Source organism: Crystallibacter permensis (genome assembly GCF_025960875.1).
In the GTDB taxonomy this organism is placed as follows: domain Bacteria; phylum Actinomycetota; class Actinomycetes; order Actinomycetales; family Micrococcaceae; genus Crystallibacter; species Crystallibacter permensis.
The window spans coordinates 145,008-168,359 of the sequence record NZ_JAODLR010000004.1; the positions used below are offsets into that span (position 1 = coordinate 145,008).

General features: G+C 64.7%; 25 protein-coding genes and 2 tRNA genes. 12 read left to right on the top strand and 15 right to left on the bottom strand.

Features of this window, described 5'->3' with window-relative positions; all coding sequences use genetic code 11:
- Window positions 1–51 precede the first annotated feature (51 nt).
- From B0G38_RS06520 to B0G38_RS06570, 11 genes are all read left to right on the top strand, one after another.
- Window positions 52–762 carry a winged helix-turn-helix transcriptional regulator gene (locus tag B0G38_RS06520; protein ID WP_169993309.1) on the top strand — a complete coding sequence of 237 codons (711 nt, stop codon included), beginning with the start codon at window positions 52–54 and terminating at the stop codon, window positions 760–762.
- A gap of 42 nt (window positions 763–804) precedes the next feature.
- Entirely contained in the window at window positions 805–1,782 is a 978-nt protein-coding gene (gene mshD, locus B0G38_RS06525; RefSeq protein ID WP_264668679.1) for a mycothiol synthase, read from the top strand.
- 72 nt (window positions 1,783–1,854) lie between these two features.
- The gene (locus B0G38_RS06530; RefSeq protein ID WP_264668680.1) at window positions 1,855–4,080 is read left to right on the top strand and encodes an RNA degradosome polyphosphate kinase; all 2,226 of its coding nucleotides are present in this window, start codon (window positions 1,855–1,857) and stop codon (window positions 4,078–4,080) included.
- The gene (locus B0G38_RS06535) at window positions 4,080–5,042 is read left to right on the top strand and encodes an NUDIX hydrolase (protein WP_264668681.1); all 963 of its coding nucleotides are present in this window, start codon (window positions 4,080–4,082) and stop codon (window positions 5,040–5,042) included. Before B0G38_RS06530 ends, B0G38_RS06535 begins: the two co-directional genes overlap by 1 nt.
- A gap of 115 nt (window positions 5,043–5,157) precedes the next feature.
- The gene (locus B0G38_RS06540; protein WP_264668682.1) at window positions 5,158–5,682 is read left to right on the top strand and encodes a ferritin; all 525 of its coding nucleotides are present in this window, start codon (window positions 5,158–5,160) and stop codon (window positions 5,680–5,682) included.
- 112 nt (window positions 5,683–5,794) lie between these two features.
- Window positions 5,795–6,556 carry a thymidylate synthase gene (locus B0G38_RS06545; protein ID WP_264668831.1) on the top strand — a complete coding sequence of 254 codons (762 nt, stop codon included), beginning with the start codon at window positions 5,795–5,797 and terminating at the stop codon, window positions 6,554–6,556.
- Window positions 6,553–7,134 (top strand): dihydrofolate reductase, encoded by a 582-nt coding sequence (locus B0G38_RS06550; protein WP_264668683.1) that lies wholly within the window; start codon window positions 6,553–6,555, stop codon window positions 7,132–7,134. The genes B0G38_RS06545 and B0G38_RS06550 overlap by 4 nt, the downstream gene beginning before the upstream one ends.
- A gap of 120 nt (window positions 7,135–7,254) precedes the next feature.
- The gene (locus B0G38_RS06555; RefSeq protein ID WP_169993321.1) at window positions 7,255–7,563 is read left to right on the top strand and encodes a GNAT family N-acetyltransferase; all 309 of its coding nucleotides are present in this window, start codon (window positions 7,255–7,257) and stop codon (window positions 7,561–7,563) included.
- A gap of 102 nt (window positions 7,564–7,665) precedes the next feature.
- On the top strand, window positions 7,666–8,817 hold the full coding sequence (gene asd / locus B0G38_RS06560) for an aspartate-semialdehyde dehydrogenase (RefSeq protein WP_264668684.1): 1,152 nt from the start codon (window positions 7,666–7,668) through the stop codon (window positions 8,815–8,817).
- 240 nt (window positions 8,818–9,057) lie between these two features.
- On the top strand, window positions 9,058–9,480 hold the full coding sequence (locus B0G38_RS06565; protein ID WP_264668685.1) for a hypothetical protein: 423 nt from the start codon (window positions 9,058–9,060) through the stop codon (window positions 9,478–9,480).
- Window positions 9,477–9,908, top strand: a complete 432-nt coding sequence (locus B0G38_RS06570; RefSeq protein ID WP_264668686.1) for a hypothetical protein — start codon at window positions 9,477–9,479, stop codon at window positions 9,906–9,908. The genes B0G38_RS06565 and B0G38_RS06570 overlap by 4 nt, the downstream gene beginning before the upstream one ends.
- A gap of 20 nt (window positions 9,909–9,928) precedes the next feature.
- Here the strand turns inward: B0G38_RS06570 and B0G38_RS06575 are convergent, their stop codons facing one another.
- The 6 genes from B0G38_RS06575 to B0G38_RS06600 form a co-directional block, all read right to left on the bottom strand.
- Complete coding sequence (locus B0G38_RS06575; protein ID WP_264668687.1) at window positions 9,929–11,008, bottom strand: UDP-N-acetylmuramate dehydrogenase; 1,080 nt, start codon at window positions 11,006–11,008, stop codon at window positions 9,929–9,931.
- 7 nt (window positions 11,009–11,015) lie between these two features.
- Entirely contained in the window at window positions 11,016–11,441 is a 426-nt protein-coding gene (locus tag B0G38_RS06580; RefSeq protein WP_413542040.1) for a MaoC family dehydratase, read from the bottom strand.
- The gene (locus tag B0G38_RS06585; RefSeq protein ID WP_169993698.1) at window positions 11,441–11,890 is read right to left on the bottom strand and encodes an FAS1-like dehydratase domain-containing protein; all 450 of its coding nucleotides are present in this window, start codon (window positions 11,888–11,890) and stop codon (window positions 11,441–11,443) included. The genes B0G38_RS06580 and B0G38_RS06585 overlap by 1 nt, the downstream gene beginning before the upstream one ends.
- Before the next feature lie 65 nt (window positions 11,891–11,955).
- On the bottom strand, window positions 11,956–12,192 hold the full coding sequence (locus tag B0G38_RS06590; RefSeq protein ID WP_264668689.1) for a hypothetical protein: 237 nt from the start codon (window positions 12,190–12,192) through the stop codon (window positions 11,956–11,958).
- Between the two features lie 17 nt (window positions 12,193–12,209).
- A complete protein-coding gene (locus B0G38_RS06595) occupies window positions 12,210–13,118 on the bottom strand; it encodes a DUF2797 domain-containing protein (protein ID WP_264668690.1) in 909 nt (302 codons plus the stop codon).
- Window positions 13,119–13,249: 131 nt separating this feature from the next.
- Window positions 13,250–13,816: a type 1 glutamine amidotransferase domain-containing protein gene (locus B0G38_RS06600; protein WP_264668691.1), complete on the bottom strand. Its 567-nt coding sequence runs from the start codon at window positions 13,814–13,816 to the stop codon at window positions 13,250–13,252.
- A 202-nt stretch (window positions 13,817–14,018) separates the two neighbouring features.
- Here B0G38_RS06600 and B0G38_RS06605 point away from each other — a divergent pair, with 202 nt between their 5' ends.
- Window positions 14,019–14,492 carry a hypothetical protein gene (locus tag B0G38_RS06605; RefSeq protein ID WP_264668692.1) on the top strand — a complete coding sequence of 158 codons (474 nt, stop codon included), beginning with the start codon at window positions 14,019–14,021 and terminating at the stop codon, window positions 14,490–14,492.
- 93 nt (window positions 14,493–14,585) lie between these two features.
- Here B0G38_RS06605 and B0G38_RS06610 read toward each other — a convergent pair.
- The 9 genes from B0G38_RS06610 to B0G38_RS06650 form a co-directional block, all read right to left on the bottom strand.
- Window positions 14,586–14,662, bottom strand: a tRNA-Met gene (locus B0G38_RS06610).
- 58 nt (window positions 14,663–14,720) lie between these two features.
- Window positions 14,721–14,792, bottom strand: a tRNA-Thr gene (locus B0G38_RS06615).
- Between the two features lie 127 nt (window positions 14,793–14,919).
- Window positions 14,920–15,318 (bottom strand): hypothetical protein, encoded by a 399-nt coding sequence (locus tag B0G38_RS06620; protein WP_264668693.1) that lies wholly within the window; start codon window positions 15,316–15,318, stop codon window positions 14,920–14,922.
- Window positions 15,315–16,376 carry an aminoglycoside phosphotransferase family protein gene (locus B0G38_RS06625; protein ID WP_264668694.1) on the bottom strand — a complete coding sequence of 354 codons (1,062 nt, stop codon included), beginning with the start codon at window positions 16,374–16,376 and terminating at the stop codon, window positions 15,315–15,317. Before B0G38_RS06625 ends, B0G38_RS06620 begins: the two co-directional genes overlap by 4 nt.
- Window positions 16,373–17,686: a phosphotransferase family protein gene (locus B0G38_RS06630; protein WP_264668695.1), complete on the bottom strand. Its 1,314-nt coding sequence runs from the start codon at window positions 17,684–17,686 to the stop codon at window positions 16,373–16,375. The genes B0G38_RS06625 and B0G38_RS06630 overlap by 4 nt, the downstream gene beginning before the upstream one ends.
- Entirely contained in the window at window positions 17,687–19,540 is a 1,854-nt protein-coding gene (locus B0G38_RS06635) for an ABC transporter ATP-binding protein (protein ID WP_264668696.1), read from the bottom strand.
- Window positions 19,537–20,697 (bottom strand): glycosyltransferase family 4 protein, encoded by a 1,161-nt coding sequence (locus B0G38_RS06640; RefSeq protein WP_264668832.1) that lies wholly within the window; start codon window positions 20,695–20,697, stop codon window positions 19,537–19,539. The genes B0G38_RS06635 and B0G38_RS06640 overlap by 4 nt, the downstream gene beginning before the upstream one ends.
- Window positions 20,697–21,974 (bottom strand): glycosyltransferase family 4 protein, encoded by a 1,278-nt coding sequence (locus B0G38_RS06645; protein WP_264668697.1) that lies wholly within the window; start codon window positions 21,972–21,974, stop codon window positions 20,697–20,699. Before B0G38_RS06645 ends, B0G38_RS06640 begins: the two co-directional genes overlap by 1 nt.
- Window positions 21,961–23,193 (bottom strand): glycosyltransferase family protein, encoded by a 1,233-nt coding sequence (locus B0G38_RS06650; RefSeq protein ID WP_264668698.1) that lies wholly within the window; start codon window positions 23,191–23,193, stop codon window positions 21,961–21,963. The genes B0G38_RS06645 and B0G38_RS06650 overlap by 14 nt, the downstream gene beginning before the upstream one ends.
- Between the last annotated feature and the right edge of the window lie 159 nt (window positions 23,194–23,352).

The window sequence follows — 23,352 nt, forward strand, 5'->3', positions numbered from 1 at the left end:
TGCCGGGCGTTCGCCCGATGATGTGCGCCTAAATGATCCCTGGAGGAAAACATGCCGCACATTCTGCTCTTGACCAACGCCCCGGGCCCTTCCGTTGGCGTCCTCCCTGCCCTCGAGCTGCTCAACCACAAGGTGCATGTCCTGCCCGCGGAACCGACCGCGCTGCTGGAGACCGATCCCTCCGATGTGGTGATGATTGACGCCCGTAAGGACCTGGTGGGTGCCCGGTCCCTGACCCAGCTGCTCAAGGCCACCGGCCTGACCGCACCCCTGATGCTGATCCTGACCGAAGGCGGCATGGCCGCCGTCTCGGCAAACTGGCTCGCGGACGATGTCCTGCTCGACAGCGCGGGTCCGGCCGAAGTGGAGGCACGGCTGCGCCTGGCCATCGCCCGGGCCAACCAGCATGACGAGGAGGCCAACAGCGAAATCCATGCCTCCGGCGTCGTTATTGATGAGGCCAGCTACACGGCCCGCGTGGGCGGGACGCCGCTGAACCTCACCTACAAAGAGTTCGAGCTGCTCAAATACCTGGCCCAGCACCCGGGCCGGGTGTTCACCCGCGACCAGTTGCTCCATGAGGTCTGGGGTTATGACTATTACGGCGGCACCCGCACCGTGGATGTCCATGTGCGGCGGCTGCGGGCCAAGCTCGGCTCGGACCATGAACAGCTCATCGGGACCGTGCGCAACGTGGGCTACCGGTTCACGCTGGCGCGCAGCCCGGAGCCCAACGCCGCGGACCTGGAGCAATCCGCGTAAAGGTTCCTCCCGCAGCCACGGCACGCGGGTTACGCTGAAGGCATGAGTGCACAGACTTCTGCTGAATGGCCCGTATTGAGCATTAAGGGCTCGCCGGATCCGGAGGTGCTCGGCGACATCCGCGCGCTGACCGATGCAGCCGCGGAGGCGGACGGCAACCCGCCGCTGTCGGAACAGACCTGGGTCAATCTGAAATCCGTGGACCCCGACAATCTGCTGGTGCTCGCCTCCTATGCCGGCGAGGAACGCTCCGACCCGTCCACGGCCACATCGCTGGCCGGCGTCGCCGTCGTTAATCTGCCGGCACACGGCGAATCCAACGGGGTCCTGGAACTGGTGGTGCATCCGACGTACCGCAACCAAGGCGTAGGCACCGGGCTGGTCACCGCCCTGCAGGAACACACGGAACTGCCTGCGTTGAAGGCCTGGTCCCACGGCGACCACGAGGGAGCCGCGAAACTGGCCGGCCGGTTCGGCTTCGCCCCGGTGCGCGAGCTCTGGCGCATGCGGCTGACGCACGTGCCGCAGCTGCCCGACGTCGTGCTTCCGGACGGGGTTTCGATCCGCGCCTTCGTTCCCGGCCGGGATGAGCAGGCCTGGCTGGCGGCCAACGCCGCGGCCTTTGCGCACCACCCGGAGCAGGGGTCCACAACCCTCGCAGACCTGCAGGCACGGATGGCGGAAGACTGGTTTGATCCCGCAGGTTTCCTGCTCGCGGTGCGGAACAACGACGGCGCCCTGCTGGGCTTCCACTGGACCAAGGTGCATCCGCGTACGGGTACGCATCCGTCCATCGGCGAGGTGTACGTCGTCGGAGTCACCCCCGAGGCACAGGGCACCGGGCTGGGCAAGGCCCTGACCATTGCCGGCATGAAGCATCTGCACGAACAGGGGCAGCAGGCGATCATGCTGTACGTGGACGCGGACAACGAGGCTGCGGTCGCGCTCTACCGCAAACTCGGCTTCACCCGCTGGGATACCGATGTCATGTACGGACCGGCCGGGACCGAGGGCAGCTGAAAAGCGGTTAATCTTGTAGGTACTGCTGCCCCATACAATGAGGGCTCCCCCAGCAACAGCACAGGAGACGCCATGGCCACTGAATCGGTAACCCCGGCGCCGGTACGGCTCGGATCCTCGGAAGTGGCGCCGGCCCGCGCTACGCAGGACCGCATCGACATCCCGGAATTCGCGCCCTCGCTCCTGCCCGACGGCAACTTCAGCCTGGACGACCGGTTCCTGGACCGCGAAGTAAGCTGGCTGGACTTCAACGCCCGGGTGCTCGAACTGGCCGAGGATCCGGACCTGTTCCTGCTGGAGAGAGTGAACTTCCTCTCCATTTTCGCCTCAAATCTGGATGAGTTCTTCATGGTCCGCGTCGCCGGTTTGAAGCGGCGCATCGCTGCCGGCCTGGCGGTGCCGTCCGCTGCCGGGCTCAGCCCGATCGAGCAGCTGGAACAGATCATGGTGGAGGCCCACAAACTGCAGGTGCGCCATGCCCGTATCTTCGCGGAGATTATCCGTCCGGAGCTGGCTTACGAGCACATCTACATGGTCCGGTGGGAAGAGCTCACGGATGGCGAGCGGGATTGGCTGACGAAGATGTTCCGGGAAAAGGTGTTCCCGATCCTGACCCCGCTGGCGGTGGACCCGGCCCATCCCTTCCCCTACATTTCAGGACTGTCCCTGAACCTGGCCGTAGTGGTCCGGAACCCGGTCAGCGACAAGGAGCTCTTTGCCCGCGTCAAGGTTCCCGACCAGCTGCCGCGCATGATCTCGCTCGACGGCCCCCGTGCCGGCTCGATACCCGGGCGGACGGCCCGCTTCATTCCGCTCGAAGACGTCATCGCCCAGCACCTGGACCTGCTGTTCCAGGGCATGGAGATCCTGGAACACCACAGCTTCCGGGTGACCCGCAACGAAGACCTCGAAGTGGAAGAGGACGACGCCGAAAACCTGCTCCAGGCGCTGGAGAAGGAACTGTTGCGCCGCCGTTTCGGTCCTCCGGTCAGGCTCGAAGTCACCACGGACATTAACCCCAGCATCCGCGAACTGCTGGTGCGCGAGCTCGGTGTGGAGGAGTCCGAGGTCTACGCACTGCCGACGCCGCTGGACCTCCGGGGCCTGAGCGTTATCTCCGACATCGACCGCAGTGACCTGCACTATCCGAAGCAGTTGGCGCATACCAGCCGCCACCTGAACGAAAGCGAAACGTCCAAGGCAGCGAACGTCTTTGCGGCCATGCGCCGCCGGGACATCCTGCTGCACCATCCGTACGACTCCTTCTCCACCTCGGTGCAGGCCTTCCTGGAACAGGCGGCATCGGATCCCAAGGTCCAGGCCATCAAACAGACGCTCTACCGGACCTCCGGCGACTCCCCCATCGTCGATGCGCTGATCGACGCCGCGGAGGCAGGCAAGCAGGTCCTGGCGCTGGTCGAAATCAAGGCCCGTTTCGACGAGCAGGCCAACATCGACTGGGCCCGCAAGCTCGAGCAGTCAGGTGTGCACGTGGTGTACGGCATTGTCGGGCTCAAGACGCATTGCAAGCTCTCGCTGGTGGTACGCCAGGAAGGCGATCGACTGCGCCGCTACAGCCACATCGGCACCGGCAACTACCACCCCCGCACCGCCCGCTACTACGAGGACCTGGGCCTGCTGACCTCCAGCGACCAAGTGGGCGAGGATCTGTCCAAGCTGTTCAACCAGCTCTCCGGCTACGCCCCCAAGTCCACGTTCAAACGGCTGTTGGTGGCACCCCGGTCGGTGCGCAGCGGACTCATTGACCGGATCGAGAAGGAAATCACCAACCGCAAGGCCGGTTTGCGGGCCCGCGTGGTCATCAAGGTCAACTCGATGGTCGACGAAGCAATTATCGATGCCCTGTACCGCGCATCCCAGGCGGACGTGCAGGTGGACGTCATCGTCCGCGGCATCTGCGCCGTCCGGCCCGGAGTGCCCGGCCTGAGCGACAACATCCGGGTGCGCTCCATATTGGGACGTTTCCTGGAGCACTCACGCGTGTTCGCCTTCGCCAACGGCGGTGACCCGGTGGTGTTCATCGGATCGGCGGACATGATGCACCGGAACCTGGACCGTCGGGTGGAAGCGCTCGTGCAGCTCAGTTCGAGTGAAGACGTCGCTGATCTGGTGGCCTTGATGGACCGGTACATGGACCCGGGCACAGCAAGCTGGCATCTGGACAATCAAGGCCGGTGGACCCGGCACCACAAGGATGCCGAGGGCAACCCGCTCAGCGACGTGCAGTCATGGCTGCTGGCTTCGCGCGCGCGCCAACGTGCAGTGACGCGCCGGTGATGACGGAATTGAAGACAACGGACCTGACCGAAGCCCACGCTAAAATCAGCGTCACCGCGGCCGGCGCATTGTGCTGGCGTGTCAGCCAGGGCCGCCTGGAGCTGTTGCTCATCCATCGCCCGAAGTACAAGGACTGGTCCTGGCCCAAAGGCAAGCTGGACAGCGGGGAAACCAATCCCGAGTGCGCTGTCCGCGAGGTTGAGGAAGAAGTCGGCGTGCGGGTGAAGCTTGGCATCCCCCTGCCCACCATCCACTACCAGGTACCCTCGGGACTGAAGGAAGTCCTGTACTGGGCAGCCAAATTGGACAAGGCGACACCCAAACCGGACGGCAAGGAAGTGGACCAAGTCCGCTGGAGCACCCCGGAGGAAGCAGCCGAGCTGCTGAGCAACCCCTCGGATAAGGAACCGCTGGCTGCTCTGGTCAAGGCCTACGAGAACGGTGACCTGGAGACCTACCCCTTCATCGTCGTCCGCCACGCCAAAGCGAAGCCGCGGTCGTCCTGGACCCGGGCTGAGGGTGAACGACCGCTTGCTGCCACCGGCCTGCGGCAGGCGCTGGCGGTCTGCCGCCTGCTCGCGTCCTGGCAGCCCAAACGGGTGGTTTCCAGCCCCTGGCTGCGCTGCATGCAAACCATCACGCCCTACGCCAACTCCCAAAAAAGCAAGATCCGTTCGGTCGAGGCCATCACGGAGCACAGTGCACACCGGAATCCGCAGAAGGCCCGGTCGGCCATCGAGTATCTGCTGGATAAACGCAAGTCCACGGCAGTCTGCACCCACCGGCCGGTCCTGCCCCAGGTCATCAAGGTCCTGCGTGACCGGCTGCCTGAGGAACTTGCAGAGCAGCTGCCCACCAGAGACCCGTATCTGAAGCCCGGTGCGATGCTCGTCTGCCAGATCAGCGTCAAGAATCCGAACAGAATCGTCTCCTTGGAACACTTCGACGCCTACGACGACTGACGCGTCCCCGTGCGGGGAGCGGCCAGCGGTTGGGCCGTTGCAGGGCCCGGCCACGGTAAATCTGGCTAGCCTAACCTGCCTATCCAAGTCCCAGTCGAGGTCCTAGAGTGCTTCCATGAGCACATTCAACGAACTTCTCGCGGACCAGGTCGGCAACGAATTCGCTGCCTCGCAGCAATACATCGCCATCGCCGTCTGGTTTGATAACGAAGACCTGCCCCAACTGGCCAAGCACTTCTACCGGCAGTCGCTCGAGGAGCGCAACCACGCCATGATGCTGGTTCGCTACATGCTGGACCGGGACCTCAAGGTGACCATTCCGGCGATTAACCAGGTCCACAATGATTTCGCCAATGTGGTGGAGCCGATCAGCTTGGCCCTGAAGCAGGAAAAGGAAGTCACGGCCCAGATCGAAGCGCTGTTCGCAGCCGCCCGGGCCGAAACCGATGCCTTGGGCGAGCAGTTCATGCTGTGGTTCCTGAAAGAGCAGGTCGAGGAGGTCGCTTCGATGTCTACCCTGCTGGCCATCGCGGAGCGTGCGGACAACCTGTTCGACATCGAGAACTTCCTGGCCCGCGAATCCGTGGGCGATGAGGGCCGTGACTACGGCGCACCGGAAACTGCCGGCGGCTCCGTCTAGGCACACCTCTTGGGCATCACCGCTGGCCAGGCTCGACCCAGCTACCGCCTGGTCTAGACTGGTCAGCGTGAATGCCATTCCCACCCCGTACGAAGACTTGCTGCGTGAGGTCATGACCTCCGGCACCGTGAAATCGGACCGTACCGGCACCGGAACGCGCAGCGTTTTCGGCCGGCAGATCCGGTTCGATCTGGCCGAAGGTTTCCCGCTGATTACCACCAAGCGGGTGCATTTCAAATCCGTCGCCTTGGAGTTGCTCTGGTTCCTGCGCGGTGATTCCAACGCCAAGTGGCTGCAGGAACGCGGCGTGAAAATCTGGAATGAGTGGGCGGACGAGAACGGCGAGCTGGGCCCCATTTACGGTGTGCAGTGGCGCTCTTGGCCGACGCCGGACGGCGGGCATATCGACCAGATCGCCGACCTCGTCGAGGGTTTGAAAAACAACCCGGACTCGCGCCGGCACATCGTTTCTGCCTGGAACGTGGCCGAGATCAAGAACATGGCACTGCCGCCGTGCCATGCGTTCTTCCAGTTCTACGTGGCCGACGGCAAGCTGTCCTGCCAGCTGTACCAGCGCAGCGCCGATATGTTCCTGGGCGTTCCGTTCAATATCGCATCCTATGCACTGCTGACGCTGATGCTAGCCCAGCAGGCAGGGTTGGAACCCGGAGAGTTTGTCTGGACCGGCGGCGACGTCCACATCTACGACGACCACGTGGACCAAGTGACCGAGCAATTGGGCCGCGAACCGTATCCCTACCCGCAGCTGCGCATACTGCGGAAGCCGGCGAGCATCTTCGATTACGACTTCGAAGACTTCGAGCTGCTGAACTACCAGCACCATCCCGCTATCAAGGCACCGGTGGCCGTATGATCCCCGCCGATACCCCCTCGGGCACCCATGCAGACCGGAAGCAACCGGTACTGGGCCTGATCTGGGCGCAAAGCTCCAATGGCGTGATCGGCAAGGACGGCGACTTGCCGTGGCACCTGCCCGAAGACCTGGCCCACTTCAAACGGACCACGAAGGGCCATCCGGTCATCATGGGCCGCAGGACGTGGGACTCCTTCCCTGCGAAGTTCCGCCCGCTGCCGGGCCGGACCAATATCGTCATTAGCGGCAACCCGGAACGGCGGGAAGAGCTGGCCAGTTCCGGCGCGGTCGCCGTCGGGTCCCTCGAGCAGGCACTGGCCGAGGGAGCAGCCAGCCCTGGCAGCGACGAGGTCTGGATTATCGGTGGCGGCGAAATCTTCCGCAACGCCACCGCTTTGGCGAACACCGCCGTCGTTACGGTGATCGATCTGGAGACGGATGGCGACACCTTCGCTCCAAAGCTGGGGGCAGGATGGACTTTCGACGCCGCCGAGCCGGCCGAGGGCTGGCTCACCTCTTCCAACGGCACCCGGTACCGCATCGCGTTGTGGACGCAGCAGGTGGATCCCGCCCGCTGAGGACCATTCCGGCCGCAGGATCCGTAGCAGGTACATTGGCCCTGCCGCCGGGCCGCCGATGTGGCTAGGATCGGACTACGGGCGCCAACAGTGCCGCCGGTCGAATGCGCAGGAGGAAGCATGTCTGTTTCACACGAGAACCTCACTCTGGTCCAAGACTCCAGCCGGGGCCGCTATGAGCTCCACTGCGGCGATACGTTCATCGGATTCGAAGGCTTCGAGACAGACGACGACGGCGTCATCACCCTGCAGCACACCATCATCGACGAGAAATACGGCCGCCGGGGCTTTGCCCGCGCCCTGGTCACGATGATCCTGACGGACATGCGGGCCAAAGGGCAGGTCATGGTTCCGCTGTGCACGTATGTTCAGTCGTATCTTGAGCGTTTCCCGGAGTACGGGGACCTGGTCGTCGAACACGCGCGTTGAGTTACTACGACACGCACAATAATAGGTACAGACCGACCACAATATGGTGGTATACGTCACCTATTTGGGGGTCGGACCGGAAACTGGCCTAAAATGGAGCGTATGACTTCTCCCGCAGCAAGTTCCACTGTCCAATCAGTCGGCCTTATCGGCTGGCGCGGAATGGTCGGCTCAGTCCTTATGCAGCGTATGCAGGACGAGGGCGATTTTGATCTGATCAACCCTGTCTTCTTCTCTACGTCCAACGCCGGCGGCCAGGCCCCCGCGTTCGCCGAGGGAGCCGGGACCCTGCAGGATGCCTACGATATCGAGACGCTGGCCAAGCTGCCGATTATTGTCACCGCCCAAGGCGGGGACTACACCGCCGAGGTCTATCCCAAGCTGCGCGACGCCGGCTGGGACGGTCTCTGGATTGACGCGGCCTCCACCCTGCGGATGGACCAGGATTCCATCATCGTGCTGGATCCCGTCAACCGCGACGTAATCGACTCGGGTCTGGCCCGCGGCGTCAAGAACTACATCGGCGGCAACTGCACCGTCTCCGCCATGCTCATGGGCCTCGCCGGCCTGTTCAGGAACGGCCTCGTCGAGTGGGGCACCTCCATGACGTACCAGGCCGCTTCCGGCGGCGGCGCACGGCACATGCGCGAACTGCTCAACCAGTTCGGCAGCCTGAATTCCGTAGTGTCCGACGAACTGGCACACCCCTCCTCCGCCATCCTGGAGATCGACCGGAAGGTGCTGGCCGAACAGCGGAACCCGGACCTGGATGCCTCCCAGTTCGGCGTACCGCTGGCCGGTTCGGTCATCCCGTGGATCGACAAGGATCTCGGCAACGGCCAGTCCAAGGAAGAGTGGAAGGCCGGTGCGGAGACCAACAAGATTCTTGGCCTCGACGTTGCCGCAGGCAGCCGGATCCCGTTCGACGGGCTCTGCGTCCGGATCGGCGCCATGCGCTCGCACTCCCAAGCGCTGACGCTAAAGCTCCGGGAAGATCTGCCTGTACACGAAATCGAACGGCTGATCGACGCCGACAACGAATGGGCCAAGGTGGTTCCCAACACCAAGGAAGCCACCATGGAGCAGTTGACCCCCGTGGCCGTCAGCGGCACCCTGGAGATTCCGGTCGGACGTATCCGGAAGCTTGAAATGGGGCCGGAATACATCAGCGCCTTCACTGTCGGCGACCAGCTGCTGTGGGGTGCGGCCGAACCGCTGCGCCGCATGCTGCGGATCGCCACCGGCAACCTCTAGCCGGATGGGCGTCCAAGCCGCCCTTCCAACCTCTACAGCAGTCCGTTTCCTTCGGGAAGCGGACTGCTGCCGTTAACGGCGATGCCCACACGGCTTTGGGCCACCGGCCGGCACCGTACCTCCACAGGCCCGACCGTGAGCACTGCGGTCCACATACTTCGAATACCTGTTCGATCCCTTTTATTCCCCGGCATAGCGTGAAGGCATATCAGAATCCGCACGCCGGGAGGGGCTATTTCGATGAAGACGCCAACAGCAGGCGAACTGCTGCACCAGTTTCTGGTTCAGTCGTGCGTCTGCAAACAGGAGGCGACCGCAGAGCGCTACCTGCTGGTCCACGCACAGCTGCACCGCTATTTGGAAGAATCCGGACACCGGATCCTGGAGACCCAGCAACTCCCCTATTTCCGCAGGGAACAGCACAAGGATCCTTCCGATGCCTTCTGCCGGTCGTTCTATGCCGAGGAGGTCATCTACGCTCTGCCCGGCTTCCTTGACCCGCCATGGCTCAACAGCAACCCGACGGACCGCCGCATCCAAATCAGCCAGACTGCACGCCTGATGAGCTGGCTGTGCAAGAGCGGCTACGTTGACCGCTTCTGGCACAGCTGCGCCGTCCTGGAGGTAGAGGGAGCAGTCCGGAGAGCAAGGGCTGAATCATGACTGGCAGCCCCAACGTCGACAAGTTGCTCAGGATGTTCTTCCTCAGGTACAGCTTGAGCCAGAAGCCGGTAACCGTAGACCGGTGCAACAGGATCGAAATCCATCTCCGGCACTTCCTGGACCTCTGCGGCGAGGATTACGTGGCGCCCGAGCAGCGCCAGCTGCTGGAGCTGGAACGCCAGTTCCAGCCGCATGGTTCGGCTTTCGCGCGGCTGATGCATGCCGGCGAGCTGCTTGCGGCACTGCCCGAATTCCTCGCCCCGGAATGGCTGATGAACCATGGGGTAGACCGCAAGGTACAGATCAGCCACAGCGACCGTTTGGTGCGCTGGATCTGCGGGGAACGGCTGGTGGACTTCCGGGCCCACCGGATGGATCTGCTGCACTTCCGGAGCGCCCTTGACCAAGCACTACGGGTACAGCCGTGATGCACGGTCTTACGCCAGCGTCAGAGAGCGCAGCCGATCAGCAGCGGTTCGGGAACGAGCCGGATTCCAAACTTGTCCTGGACCCCATTCCTGACCGTACGGGCAATAGCCACGATATCCTCGGCAGTAGCGCTCCCGCGGTTCGTGATGGCCAAGGTGTGTTTAGTGGACAGCGACGCCCTGCCTCCGGCGACGGAATATCCATCCATGCTGCCGTTGGCCGTGCCCTCAAGCCCGAAGCCCTTGCCGAAGCCGGACTTGTCGATCAGCCAGGCGGCGCTGAGCTTCATCTGGCCGCCCACGGGCCACCGGGGTGACGTTTCAGGCAGTTGGCCGGCCACTTCGGCAGTGACGATTGGATTGGTGAAGAAGGAACCGGTGCTGTACGTATCCCGGTCGGCCGGATCCAGGACCATGCCCTTCGAGGCACGCAGCCGCAGGACCTCGCTGCGTACATCATTCGCCTTGGCCCGCTCACCGGCTTCAACACCAAGAGAACGCGCCAGCTCACCATAACGAATGGGCGCGCTCATCCGGCTCGGTTCCAGCTGGAACTGGACCGTCAGTACCACGAAGCGCGGTGACCCGTTGGTTGTTGCCTGCTTCAGGACGGAGTCACGGTAGCCGAATCGGAGGTCCGAGTTGGCAAACGTCTTAACCGCGTTGGCTTCCCTGTCCCACGTCCGCACACTCGCAATGGTTTGCGAGACTTCCGCGCCATAGGCTCCCACGTTCTGGACCGGCGTAGCTCCAGTCAGACCGGGGATTCCAGACAGCGCCTCCAGCCCGGACCACGCGTGCAGAACGGTGGCCTCCACCAGCTCGTCCCACGGCTGCCCGGCCCGGGCGGTGACCATGACGCCGCCGCAGGTTGCATCGGCGTCATCCACGTCGTAGCCGGTGCTGGCAATCCGCAGAACCGTTCCCGGATACCCCTCATCCGCAATCACGAGGTTGGATCCTCCGCCGATAATCAGCAGGTCTTCGCCTGCCTCATCCGCGGCACGGACGCCGTCGATGATCTCCCGCTCCGTTGTGGCTTCGACGTAGCGCCGGGCGGGTCCGCCCACTCCGACCGTAGTAAGAGGCGCCAGTCTCATGGCAACCTCACCAGGCACGGACAACGGCCTGCGCCTTGACCAGGACCTTCTGCCCGGCGGCCGTTACGGTGAGATCCACGCGGACCGACGAATTCGCCTCGTCGATGGCTCCGATGACTCCAGTGACCTCAAGAGTGGCCCCGCCGGTGTCCAGGTTCTCCACAACCACCGGTTTGGTGAATCTGGTTTGGTAATCGACGACGGCCGCGGGGTTGTCGGCCCAATCGGTGACCAGCTGGACGGCTGCCCCCATTGTGAACATGCCGTGGGCGATCACTCCGGGTAGCCCGACCTGCTCGGCAAAACGGTCGTTCCAGTGAATCGGGTTGAAGTCACCGGAGGCACCGGCGTACCGCACCAAATCAGCCCGGGAAATATCGATGGTCGTGGAACCGATTTCCTGTCCGACGGACAGATCGTTCAATGCGGGCATCACTGGCCTTCCCCTCTCACCAGAATCGAAGACGTTGCAGTGGCGGTCTTCTCACCATCGGCAGTGCTGATCTCCGCGCGGGTGGTGATCATGGCTCCGCCGCCCATCGCCCGCACCTGGTCCACGTGTAGTTCGGCTACCAGCTGATCGCCTGCCACGATGGGACGGTGGTGGACGAACCGCTGATCGGCATGGACAACGCGGGAGAAATCAATGCCAGCCTCGGGATCTTCAACCAGTTGTGCGTCTGCCCGTTGCGCAACAATGATCGCGAATGTCGGCGGCGCAATCAGGTCCGGATAACCCAGGTCCTTTGCAGCTTCCACCTCGAAGTGGGCCGGGTGCGTTGCCTTAACAGCGCGCGCAAACTCCCGGATCTTCTCACGGCCTACGGTGTAGGCTTCCCCGGCCGGATAAACGCGGCCGGCCAGCTGCGGGTTGACCCCGATCTGTTCTGACATGGATCTCCTTCTCAAGGGCAGAAAGTCTCTTCAAAGCCTAGTGCAGGGGTGCATCAATTCTTCTGCGGCCGGGCGGCAGCCCGGCGGGCCCTGGCGTCCCGCGCCCGCACCACCAGTCCGGCCAGATGCGTGAGCAGGCCGGTGATGATGATGGCCAGCGCTGCCCATACAAGGGGCTGAAGGCCGGCACCGGCGGCGATAATGGACAGCAGGATACCGGCGCCGATAAGAACCATGGCTGAGATGACCAGTTTGCGGTAGAGCGGCGAGCCAGTATCCCAGGGGTTCATACTTCAAGGTTAGCGGTTCAGAACAACGAAACCTGCACCGGGGGCAGCTGAGACTCGTAAGCGCCCAGCTCAATCCGCCTGCCCTTGAGCCCGTTCAGGTCGGCCACATATTCCGGGCCGGCCTCCCGGGTCCGGACCAAGGCAATGCTGCCCAGAAACGCCTCCAGCACCAGTCCGTGAGTACCCGCCGCCAGCTCCAGCGGATAAGCCGTGCGTGAATCCGAACCGATCACCCGCCTGCCGGGTTCCGGCAGTTCCCACGTCTGGTCGACGTTGACAAAGCCTTCCAGCTCCACTCCTGGCAGCAGGTTCCGAACGGTGCGGGCGTGGTCGGCGTTGATGCTGTCCAGCTCGGCCGGGCTCCGCGGCGCCTGTAGACCGGCCAGTTTCGCTGTAGAGCGCACGGCCTGGGTCAATTCCGTTTGCTGGGAAACCATGTCCTCCAGCACGCGGACAATTCTGCCGTCCTCGGCTCTGGCCACGTAGCGGGCAGCCACGGCGCCTTGTTCGGCTAGTCGGAGCCGCTTGCGCAGGTCCGAGGAGGTGCCTACCTTGCTCGCGCCGGAGGCGAACGTTGCCACGTACAGCCAGTGCGGCTGGGCGAGGTAGGCGCGCAGTCCGTCTGGAGCCGACCCGCTGCGGTGGGCGTCATGGAGGAAGCGCAAATCATCGTTCAGAAAGCAGTTGATGCATTGGTAGCCGCGTTCCGCGGGTGCTTGAAGGGGGCATGGCACATGGTGCCTGGCCTGCGGACCCTGGACCCGGTGGCTGCCCAGGCAGAACTTCCCTGCTTCTAGAACCCGGAAGCCCAGCCGAGTCCCCTCGGCGACATCCATAGCGGCAGTCGTGCCGTCAGGCCTTGCCAATGCCAGCCGTGGCCCCGTCGTGTTCCAGATTATGCCGTGGCACAGGAAAGTACCGTCCATGTAGCTACTCTAAGACGCAGGCTTGCCCGTAATGCACCCGGCATCACGCCATGGCAAAGCCCGACGACGGCCGCACTCGGGAGGCGTCCGCCGTCGGGCGTTGAAAGTCCCTGGACCCTACACGGACAGCCCTACGTTGTCTGGCCCCGGTGCCTGCCTTCGGCGATTTCTTCCACGAGCTTGGCGTTGAAAGCGGGCAGATCATCAGGATTCCGGCTGGTCACCAGCCCCTGGTCCACCACTACCTCCTCGTCAACCCACTTGGCTCCGGCATTCTTCAGGTCCGTGGCCAGGGTGTGATACGAAGTGAGCCTGCGGCCATCGGTCACTCCGGCCTCGATGAGAACCCAGGGGCCATGGCAAATGACGGCCACGGGCTTCTGGTTATCGAAGAAGGAACGGGTGAAGTCGACGGCGGACTTTTCCGCGCGCAGATGGTCCGCATTCACGACACCGCCGGGAATGACCAGCGCGTCGTAATCGTCAACGCGGGCCTGGTCAGCAGTTACGTCCACCGGGAAGGTGTCGGCCTTCTCGGTACCCTTGAACCCCTGCAAGGTCCCGGATTTGGGTGCGACAAGGACGGGCTCTCCGCCGGCATCCTTAACCGCCTGCCAGGGGCTGGTCAGCTCGACTTGCTCTACGCCGTCCGTGAGCAGGAAGGCTACCTTCTTACCGGAAATATTCTGTTCAGACATCATTCCTCCACTTCCCAGGGGCCGGATCGGGGCCAGCCCCGTACCCTCCACGCTAGCCACAGAAGGATTCAGTAAGCAAGCTGATCATTGAGGTCCGGCCAAGCTCGACAGTGACACCGGGTTGTCTCCTGGGCACTTCATCAGCGGTGAATGGTCCAACCTCCACCGTGTAGCCTTTTGAGGAGCGCCAGCGAGGGAGACCATGAAGAGGGGTTTTGTCGTAGTAGCCGGGTTGATACTGGTCGCGGGATGTTCGGCACCGGCCGATGATACGTCCACGCCAGCGGCTACGGAGACGTCGCATCAAGCGGAACCGATACCGGAGTCGATTGAACCGGACCCTTCGACCGAGCCGATACCAGAAGCCGACCCGCTCGATCCCCCTGACGGGCAGCGCCCCGAACCGGGCGACTACGAACTATTCCTCACCGCCTACAAAACCACTCTGGAATCGGGCTTGGAGAAACGAATAGAGCAACAACGCACCGATCAGGAGGCCATGGAACTCGCATCCTATACGTGCCGACTAATCAATGCCGGCGAGGATCCTGCGCGCCTGAGACTCGTCTACTCCATGGGTGCCATCGACCCGGAACCAACAGAAGACATGGTCCGAGACTATTCTGCGATTGTGATGGCGGCAGAGGAAACATTGTGCGGTCACGAGGACGAATGAGGTAGCAAGAAGTGGCGATTTGCGACGCTTGCCTGATAAGGGCAAAAAGAATGCCCCTGACTGGGGATAATTCCAAGTCAGGGGCCTTCTTATTGGTAGCGGTGCCCGGACTCGATCCGGGGACCTCACGATTATGAGTCGTGCGCTCTAACCAGCTGAGCTACACCGCCACGAATAGGAACGCCCGCGCTGCGTCTTTGCGACACAGACGCGGGCTTCGCTATTCAGAGCCCCCCACCGGAATCGATCCGGTGACCTCGTTCTTACCAAGAACGCGCTCTACCACTGAGCTAGGGGGGCAACGGAGAAAAACTTTACCAGCAGTTTAGCCCCGTGTGAAATCGGAATCGGCGGTTGTGGCCAGCCCCACAATTCCGGCCGCTACTACCGACGCTGTTTCGCCTCATCAAGGGCCCAAAAACGGCGGCTAATCGTCTCCGCCGCCGTCGTCCCAGTCATCTTCGACATCGTCATCCCAATCGTCGTCATCAACGACAACCGGCGGCGCAGGCGCGACCTGTTCCGGCACCGGGGCCGGGGCCGGCTGTGGTTTGGGGGCGGAGTCTTGCGCCGGCTTGGCCGGCTCATCCTTGCCCTTGGGCTCCTGAGGTTCCTTCTCGGGCGAAGGTTTCGCCGGCGCTTCGGGCTTGGGATCTGCACTGGCATCGGGATCGGCAGCAGGGGTCGGTTCCGGCGGCGACGAGGCCTGCTGCAGGTGCGAGACGTCGATGGTGGAATCCTCCGGCTGTGCCACGGCTACGTTCCACAACATCACGCTCGCTGCGCCGACCAGCAGCAACGCCAGTATGGACGAGAAGATCTTCACGAGATTCCCTTTCTTGTCTGGGGCGCCAGCAAGCTGTCCAACCATGACTGGGCAAGATGCTGCCATTGAGGACGGAAGGCGTAGACGCAGACCAGCCGCAGTTCGGTGGCCACGGTGTAGAGATGCAGCCGGCGGGCCGTCACCGACAGGTCTGCAGCGGCTGCGTCCACCGCTACTTCAGCCGTCTTGCGGGCCAGCGTGGTGACCGTCCCCTGGTCTGCCCGCAACCGCAGGTGGACGGCCAGGTTTGCCAGATCCAGTGCAGGCTCGCCCAGCGCTGCGGTATCGAAATCCAGCAGTCCAAGCGATCCAGCGTCTGCACAGTAGAGCAGTTGTTTATCGTGGAGGTCACGGTGCGCAAGGCCAGCTTCCCCACGGCCGCTCCCCTCCGCCAGGGCTCCACACACCTCATCGGCGAGGCTTCGGACAGCAGCCGGATCGGCTTCCAGCGCTTGGAAGTCCAGCAGATGGGCCACCCACCTGCCCACCGTGGCCGCTTCCGCCGTTCCGTCATGCAGCGGTAGCTCCTGCACTCCGGCACCGTCCCGGACCAACGACGGCCACCGCTCTGCCCAGAGCTGCCAGGCCCGGTCCCAGGTGCCCGAGCCATCTGCGTCCCCGAGTTCATGCAGACTGGTGCCGGCCAGCGCAGTCGAGACCACGCGGTCCGGTCCGCTGCGTATGACCTCTGGCACCGCGAAGCCTGCGCGGGTACCTGCTTTGTGCATCAGCGCGGACTGCCCGGCAACCGTGGCGGCCTTACCGTGGGCCAGCAGCTTGGTGTAGCGGGCTCCGTCCTCGGACTGCAGCACAGCGCGGCGTTTATAGCGGTGGACCAGCAACTTTCCGCCGGCCTCCCCCAGTCCAGGCAGCGCGGGGTCCGTCCTGAAGCCGGCAACGGTGGCTTTCCCGCCGTCGTCGATCGTGCCCGCCCGAAGGCGGCCGTATTCATCCACGGCCTCGAAGGTGAGCCGGCGTCCGCTCTTGGGCCACGCGCGGCGGATCGACACGGGTGCGCCGGCCTGATCACAAACTGTTGAAGGAACGACGGCGGTCATGCCAGCATCCCCTCAATCTGTGCCAGCCGGTCGAGAATGCGTTGCCGCCAGTCCCGCTCGCAGGAACGGAACGGCTCCAGAATCCTCGAGAACAGGTGGCAGGCCGTCCACACGTTCAATTCGTCGGCGTCCAGTCCGACGCCGGACATTGCGCCCTGGCCTTCCTGATATCCCTCGAGCAGGGCGGCCGTAAGGGTTCCCGTGCCGGTGTCCAGCAGTTCGACCGCGGCGAAGCAGCCCAGATCCGACACCACAGCACCGTAGCCAAAGCGGTCCAGATCGATAATGCGCAAGCCTTCGCTGCCGACCAGGATCTGGTCGGCAGAGAAATCGCCGTGCACAAAGCCTGCCCGGCCCGGCCCGCGCAGCCGCACTGTCAAAAGGTCGGCGGCATGATGCAGTCTCTCAGCAGCCGCGGGCACCAGTTGGCCGGTATTGGCAGCCAGTTTTTGCAGGCCCGGCATTGCAACGTGGCCGGGCGCGGGAACCTTCGAAGCGGTGCCGGTTCCGGTTCCGCCTTGGCCCGCAGTCGCTGGCTGGGCGGGGTCACGGCCTGCCCACGGCGGCTGGGCGTGGAGGAGGGCCAGGGTCCTGCCCGCCTCGGCGGCGAGCGCCAGCGCATCCGGACCGCCCCGCTCAGGTGCGCCCTGCTCAAGTGCGTCCTGCTCAGGTGTCCCCGGCTCCTGCCGGTGCAGGCGCTGCAGGTCGGTGTCGCCGAACCAGGGGTAGTACACGGCGTGCCGGGCGTCCGCACCGTCCGGATGTGCACCTGCCTCGTCCCCGGGAGATTGTTGTTCCAGGACCGGGACGCCGGCGTCCTGCAGCCGTACCAGCATCTCTGCGTGCACCCGCGCCCGTCCGGCCGTGACCTTGGCGACCCTGCGCTGGTCGCCTTGCCCGAACGCTGCGACCAGACGTCGGTGGGGGTTGTAGTTCAGCACATCGATTCCACCGGCACGGCCGGACAGCAGACCGGTCCGGGCGAGAACGCGGTGCAGTTTGGCGTCCAGCGCCAGCGGTCCGGAAACCACCAGATGTCCGGGGGCTTCGGGGAGCTCCAAGGATTCAAGCTGCACTCCCTGCTGCTCGGCGCGTTTGAACGTTTTGGCCAGCTTCGAGTCCTGGCTGCGTGAGTATCCGGCGATCCAGGTGGGTCCGTCGCTTCCGGAAAGCCGGGCCACCACGGACATACCGGGCTTATACCGCAAATGCGCCGCGGCGACCGGGCGGCCGAACAGGCTGCTCAGCCGCTCCGGGTCCATCACCACGTCCAGCGCCGGGAGGGCTCGATCAACAACGGAACCGGGCACCTACACCACCTCCGATACGGTAGCGCCGGCGGGATTCCCGACGTCGACCCGCGCCTCGCTGGCATTGGCCGCCTGCTGCTGTTCCACCCAGGCCTTGAAGGTGCCGGAAGGATGATCGAGCAGTTGTTCAGGAGTGCCGTCCAGCACCACATTGCCGTCTTGGACCCAGAGAACACGGTCGGTGGCCAGTGCCGGTCCGGCGTCGTGCGTAATCGTCACAGTGGTACGTCCTTCGGTCAGGGTGCCCAGAGCTGCGAGCACTTCACTTGCTGCTTCGGGGTCCAGTCCCGTGGTGGCCTCATCCAGCACTACCACCGGTGCGTGCCGGAGCAAGGCACGGGCGATGGCCAGCCGCTGGCGCTGTCCGCCGGAGAGCGTGCTGCCGCGCTCCCCCACCACGGTCTCATAGCCGTCCGGCGAGGCCGTGATGAAGCCGTGGGCTTGGGCACGCCGTGCAGCCTGCTCCACTTCCTCGTCCGTGGCCTCCATCCTGCCGTAGCGGATGTTGTCGCGGATGGTACCGGTGAAGAGCACCGAGTCCTGCAGCAGCAGGCTCACCTGCGAGCGCAGCGAAGCCAGCGTCACCTGCCGCAGGTCGTGTCCATCGACGCTGACGCAACCGTGCACCGGATCCATCATGCGCACCAACAGCGAAGCCAGCGTGGACTTCCCGGAACCGGATGGTCCAACCACGGCCACCTTCTGCCCGGCCGGAATGTGCAGGTTCACGTGGTGCAGCACGGGACGTCCGTCGCCATAGGCTGCGCGCACACTCTGCAGGCGGATCTCGCCGCGGACGCCGGACAGCTCCACCGCGTCCGGCGCGTCCTGGATGTCCACACGTTCGTCCAGAAGGTCGGCGACGCGTTCGCCCGAAGCCGTGGCACGGGCGATGCGCCCGGTGTACTTGGCCAGGTCCCGCAGCGGCTTCATGGCGGTCTTCAGGTACGTCAGGAAGATGACCAGATCCCCGGGTGTCATCGCCGCTTCCGCCACCCGCATGCCGCCGCCGAAGAGCACTGCCGCCGTCGCGACGCCGACGATTACATCGGTGCGGCGTTCCAGCCCGGCGGCCAGACGCCGGGCCTGCACACCCTCGGTCAGGGCCTGCTTATTGCTGTTGGAGAACTTGCCGGCGAGGATCCGTTCCAGGCCGTAGGCCTGCACCACCCGGATAGCCCCGAGGCTCTCCTGCGCGGTGTTGGCCAGCGCGCCTTCGCCCTTCCGGGTCTTCCGGGAAGCAGCGGTGATCTTGCCGGTGCTGCCGCGGGAGATGAGCAGGAACGCGGCGGCCGCGAGGACCACCACGAGGGCCAGCAGCGGATCCAGCCAGAACATGACGCCGGCCATCACCACCAGGGTGATCACGTTGGCCACCAGCGGCAGCCCGGCCGTGACCGCCACTTCCTGGAGCCGGCCGATATCGCCCACCAGCCGCTGCACCGTATCGCCGGTCCGCGCCGAGGAGTGGTACCGGTCGGACAGGGCCTGGACATGGGAGAAGACGCGCACGCGCAGCGCCGCGGCGACCCGCGAGCCGGCGAGCGCAAAGGCGACGGTGGCCAGATAGTTCGCCAGCGCGCGGAAGCCCACAATGCAGATAGTGGCCAGGGCGCAGGAAAGCAGAAGCGCCGGAGTCGCCGTGGGCCCGCTGCCGGCGAGGTCCGCGCCGAGACTGCGCGTGACCGCGTCCACCACAAACTTGACCGGCCATGGCTCGAGCACCCGGAACACCACCTCGAACAGCAGGGCAGTGATGCCGCCGCCCATCAGGAGCTTGTGCCGGCCAAGGTGCGGCCTGATAATGCCGAGGGTGCGGCGCAGGGCCGCCGGGTTGGCTTGTTTCCGGCTCATACCGTCAGCTCCTGGTTCTTATCGGGCAGGCGGATTCCGGCCAGGCTGCGCGCCAGCACCTGGTGCCAGCTGTGCCGGGCGACCGTCTGCTCCCGGGCCGCCAGTGCCATGGTCTGGCGCCGTTCGGGCTGGGCTACCAAGCGGTCAATCGCGGCAGCCAGCGCGGCCGGATTCGATGGTTCCACCAACAGCCCGGTTCCGCCGTCGTCGATAATTTCCGGAATCTGGCCCACGTTCGAGGCCACCACCGGCAGCGCAGCCGCGAGGTACTCGTAAATCTTCAGCGGCGAGAAGTACTGGTCCGCGTCCGAGTCCATCGTCGGGTACGGCGCGGCGGCGAGCGAGCAGTCTGCCAGCACCGCGGGAATCTGTTCGGGCACCACGGCGCCCGTAAAGTCCACCGCCAGCCCGAGTTCCGCGGCACGCCGCTGGAGTTCGGCCGCCAGCGGACCATCGCCGACAATGCGCAGTTGCCACGCCTGCGAGGCCAGCGCGGCGGCTTCCAGCAGCACCTCCACCCCGTGCCACGGCTTGAGCGTACCGACAAAGGCCACTACCGGCACGGCCTCGGGGTCGGGGCAGGCAGGCAGGATCCGGTCGGTGTTCACACCGTTAGGTACGACGGCGATGCCGCCATGGTGGGCAGCATCCGTTTTGCCTTCCACCCACCGAGCAACCGGTGCGGAGACGCACACGGTGCGGTCCGCTGCGGCCACTTGTGCGCGCAGTGCAGCGGTGGCAGCGGCTTCGTCATGCAGGTAGCGGTGAGTGCGCTGCTCGTCGATCAGCGGGGCGTTGACCTCGAGGATGCCCGGAATCCCCAGCGCCGCGGTGGCTTGGGCCAGTCCGGCGCTGAAGAGGCTGTAGCGCTCGTAGACGAGGTCGGCGCCGTCGTCGATAATTTTCCGGGCCAGCTCCGCGGCGGCCGCGGCCTGGGCAGCTTCGCGCTCGGGTCCCTGGCTTTTGGGTACCTTCAGCCAGGTCACCGGGAGGTCGGCCAGGTCCGCGGGAACGTCGTCGCCGGTGCGCGTGCAGTACACACGCACCTCGGCGCCGCGTGCCCGCCAGGCGCGGATGATCTCCTGGACGTGGACCGAGGCTCCCTTGGTACCGAAGACCGGAATTCCCGGGTCAGCGCACAGATATGCCACTCGCATCACGCCACCTCCATGCTTTCCACGGCAGGTACGGTGGGCGCCGGGGCTCCCACCAACTGCCGCAGCCGCACCGCCTGCTTCGAGGAGTCGAAATTCGCTTCGATGCACTGCCGCGCGGCTGCGGCGATGCCCTCCCGGTCGAAGTCCGGCCGGGCCGCCTCCTCAAGTGCGGCGGTCAGGTCCGCCACCACACCGTTACGGACCAGGATGCCGGTCTGCGCCGCACCGCCATGGGCCGGATGAATGACCTCGGGAATGCCGGTGACATCGCTGGCGATGGAGGGCACGCCCATGGCCATGGCTTCCAGCAGGACGGTGGGCAACCCGTCGGCATTGCCGTCTTCTCCGATCACGCAGGGCGCGGCAAAAACATCGGCCCAGCGCAGCAGATCGGCGACTTCCCGCTGGGTCCGCGGGCCCAGCAGGCACACCGTGCCTTCCAGACCGAGCGAGGTGATCTGTTCGGCCAGCTCGGTTTCAAGCATGCCGCCGCCGGCAATCCGGACATCCAGCCGCAGGCCGCGTCTACGCAGTTCGGCAGCCGCTTCAATCAGCAGGTCAAAGCCCTTCTTCTCCACGAGGCGTCCGACGGCGGCAACCCGGAGCGTCTGTCCGGGTACCTGCGGCGCGGTGTAGGGAAAGCGATCGAGTTCCAGCCCGTTGTAGACCAGGTGCAGGTTGGCCGTTTCCGCGGCATACGTGGAGCGCAGATAGCGGTAGTTGTACTCGCTGATGGTGACCACGTGCGACGCATTGGCCAGGGTCCGGGCCAGCCGGTCGCGGTCCACCTCCTGGTGGAAAATGTCCTTGGCGTGGGCGGTGAAGGAATAGGTGATGCGCGCCAGCGCGGCCGCAATTTCCGCGGTGCGGGCTGCCAGCGAGCCAAAGTGGGCGTGCAGGTGCGTGATGCCGCGCTCGAGTGCCATGGTGGCCAGCTCGATGCCCTGGTGCACTTCCGTAGGGTCGTAACCTGCAAGTTCGGGCAGCAGTTGCGCCCACCGTCCTGCGAATTCCGGATTCAGCTCCTGGGCGCGGGCGACAATGGCCCAGCCTTCGCTGAGCTTGGCCGGCTTGGGCACATAGTTCACCGGGGCCTGTACTCGGGCCAGTTCCGGATGGAAACGCGGATCCGCCGGCGGCCGCAGCGAGAAGATCTCCAGGTCTTCGCCGGAGGCTTCCCGGGCCAGGATCTCCGTGACAATGAAGGTCTCGGAAAAGCGCGGATAGACCTTGAGGACATAGCCTACTCTGGGCATATTGGGCTTAGCCTCCAACACGGTTCAACTCCTTCTGCCCCGCAGGGCTCACTGTGTCTTCGGCGCGGGCGGCTCCCAGCAGGACTGCGGCAAGGCGGGCCACCGAGGTGAGCCCGTCCAGCTCGATATCCGTGCGACCGACAGCTGTTCCGGCAACCGTTTCGAACCAGTCGCCGAGGACCTTGCTACTCAGCTGGGCCGGCTCGCAGACATCCACGAGCCGGCGGTTGCTGAGCGAACGTGCGCGGATCAGCTGCTCCTGCCGGGGCCATACCCGCGGCACCACGAGGGCAGGAGTTTCCGTACTCAGGATTTCGCAGACCGAGTTATAGCCGCCCATGGTCACGATGGCCGCCGCTGCATTGATCTCGACGAGCGCATCCGGGACACTGGCGATCACGTCGGTCCGCTTCCGGGCGGCCCGCTCGACCTGGCGCCTTTGGTCTGCTGCCATCTGCGGGCCGGTAATGACCAGATGGCGGTACCCCGCAGGAACCTTGGCCCGGGCAGCCGCCATGGTCAGATCGAATCCGTCGGAACCGCCGCCAACCATGGTCAGCAGGTACGGCTTGCGGGCCCGGGGCTTGCGCGAAGAGCAGGGCCGGCCTGCGGCCAGATAACCCGTGAAGCGGACCTTGTCGCTGAGGGCAGCGGGAACTTCGCCCGAGGCCACCGGATTGTGCACGGCCGGGTCGCCGTAGACCCACAGCTCGTCGAAGGTGCGCCGGACGTGGCACAGGTCCCCGAGCGCAGTCCATTCACGGGCTGCAACGGCGGGATCGTCAAGGACCTCACGCAGGCCGAGGATGACCTTGCAGCCGGGATTGGCTTCCCGCACCGCCGCCAGCGCGTCCACCAGCTCACCGTCCACGCCGAAGGCATGCCGGTCCACGATGACCAGGTGGGGACGGAAGGCCGTCAGCGCCCCCTCGATCACGGCGGAGCGCAGGCTGATCAGACGGCTCATCCGCACATCCAGATGGCGCGGAGCGTAGTTGCCCTCGCGCTTGCTGATACCAGGAATGACCATCCAGTCCCAGCCTTCGGGCCGCCGGTAGCTGGTGGCGGTTCCCTCGCCGGTCACCAGCAGGCCCGACACTTTCCGTCCGGACAGCGACGGCAGGCGGGCCGCCAGCGCATGGGCGATGGCAAGGTTGCGCCGGGTGTGCCCCAGGCCCTGGGAATCATGGGAGTAGAGAACTATCCGTAACTCACCGCTGTCCTGCTGGTTGGTATACATCGGTCCTCCATAGGTTTCAAACTCTTCGTGCGTCTTTGTTCACTTTGGCGCAGGATGATGAATCGTTTATGAAACCTTTATGAGAGAGTTCTCATGCTTGGCGTGGCGCGTGTCACATCGAAGCATGAACGGCTTGGAAATTGCCCCCGGGCGTGCAAA